Raw genomic sequence first — 1,383 nt, 5'->3', positions numbered from 1 at the left:
TGCGGTTCCCCCCAATTTTAGGACCACCTGTTAAGGTGGAATCTGCGTCCAAAAACTGATAACAAAGGACGTATGAACATGGGCAAAAAGAAACGGCAATTTACGGACAAGTTCAAGGCCAAGGTCGCCCTGGATGCGGTTCGGGGAGTAAAGACCCTGACAGAATTAGCGTCTGATCACCAGGTGCATCCCAACCAAATATCCAAATGGAAAAAACAACTACTGGATAACGCATCGGAGTTGTTTACACGAGGAAAAAGCAGTGTTGCAAAGACCGAAGAAGAGCTAACATCGCCACTCTATGAAGAGATAGGCCGTCTCAAAATGGATATAAAATGGCTTGAAAAAAAACTCTAACCCTGCCAGTAGCTAAACGTCGACAATGGATAAAGCCGAATCCGAACTTTTCTATCCGGCGACAATGTAGGCTGGCAGGTATTTCCCGGTCTTTGGTATACTACGAGCCTGTTCCGGAATCAGAAGCGAACTTGCAACTCATGCGTCTGATAGACGAACGGTATATGCATCATCCTGAATACGGATCGCCGAGGATGACAGACTGGCTCAGAAGCCAGGGGCATCCTGTGAATCACAAACGCGTCGAATGGTTGATGAGGAAGATGGGGCTACAGGCTATTACCCCCGGTCCGCATACGAGCAAGCCACACCCAGACCATTTCGTCTATCCCTATTTGCTTCGAAATATGGAGATAGAGCATGTCAATCAGGTTTGGAGCACGGATATCACGTATATCCCGATGAGACGTGGCTTCATGTACCTGACTGCGGTTATTGACTGGCGGAGCAGGTATGTGCTGGCCTGGGAGATCTCAAATACAATGGAGAGCTCCTTCTGTATCTCAGCTTTGAATCAAGCACTCAATGTCGGGACACCGGAAATTTTCAATACAGATCAAGGAGCACAATTCACCAGCAATGAGTTTACTTCAGTGTTGCTTGATAAAAAAATTTCCATCAGCATGGATGGTCGTGGACGTGCTCTTGACAATGTATACATCGAACGTCTCTGGTGGACAGTGAAGTATGAGAACGTCTACCCCCGCGATTACTTAGATGGAATATCGCTTTACAAAGGGCTTAGTCGATATTTTACTTACTATAACGAAAGGCGGGAACATTCTGCCTTAAACAAAATGACACCGGCTGAGGTATTCAACGAGTCCACGGGCCAAGAAAACTGAATGCGGTTGCCGCCATCATTGCGTTACGCCCTCAGCCCTCCGGGCTGCCCCTTCGGGGACGGGCTCCACTCCATGATGGCGGCAGGGGAAGATAGCCAATCGTCCTCAGACAACACAACAGAGGCTAGCAGATACCACCTTATTTTTATCGGTCAGTGGTTTAAAATTGGGGGGAAGCCTA

1 protein-coding gene is annotated in these 1,383 nt (G+C 47.9%); it reads left to right on the top strand.

Annotated elements, in window-relative coordinates:
- Window positions 1–72 precede the first annotated feature (72 nt).
- A protein-coding gene (locus tag ACTVJH_RS15835; protein ID WP_455992856.1) for an IS3 family transposase occupies window positions 73–1,202 on the top strand; the annotation gives its coding sequence in 2 pieces (ribosomal slippage) (window positions 73–355 and window positions 355–1,202; 1,131 coding nt in all).
- Window positions 1,203–1,383: the final 181 nt, after the last annotated feature.

It is taken from the genome of Desulfoplanes sp. PS50 (assembly GCF_053851535.1).
This window is presented reverse-complemented; position numbering and strand designations above follow the sequence as displayed.